Origin of the sequence: Pedococcus sp. 2YAF34, assembly GCF_052114585.1 — a bacterium.
In the GTDB taxonomy this organism is placed as follows: Bacteria; Actinomycetota; Actinomycetes; order Actinomycetales; family Dermatophilaceae; genus Pedococcus.
In genome coordinates this window covers 1-373 of the sequence record NZ_JBFRFA010000154.1, presented here as the reverse complement: position 1 = coordinate 373, position 373 = coordinate 1, and the positions used below count along the sequence as shown (strand labels likewise).

1 protein-coding gene is annotated in these 373 nt (G+C 66.8%); it reads right to left on the bottom strand.

What is annotated here, in order from left to right; genetic code table 11:
• Positions 1–373: ATP-binding protein (locus AB4Z02_RS19340; protein ID WP_441973004.1), on the bottom strand; the 373-nt coding region annotated here is incomplete at both ends.

Genomic DNA, 373 nt, shown 5'->3' with positions numbered 1-373 from the left:
ACACCGGGCTCACCGCGGTGGAACGACATCGCCCACGTCTTACCGTCGCGGTCGACTTCGACGTCGAGCCGCTCGGAGAGCGCGTTGACGACGGATGCGCCGACACCGTGCAGGCCACCGGATGCGGCGTAGGAGCCCGACCCGAACTTTCCGCCGGCGTGGAGCTTGGTGAACACGACTTCGACGCCGCTGAGGCCCGTCTTCGGCTCGATGTCGACGGGGATGCCGCGCGCAGTGTCGCGCACCTCGACGCTGTCATCGCTGTGCAGGATGACCTCGATGCGGTTGCCGTGACCGGCCAGCGCCTCATCGACCGAATTGTCGATGATCTCCCACAGGCAGTGCATGAGTCCCCGGGAGTCGGTGGAACCGA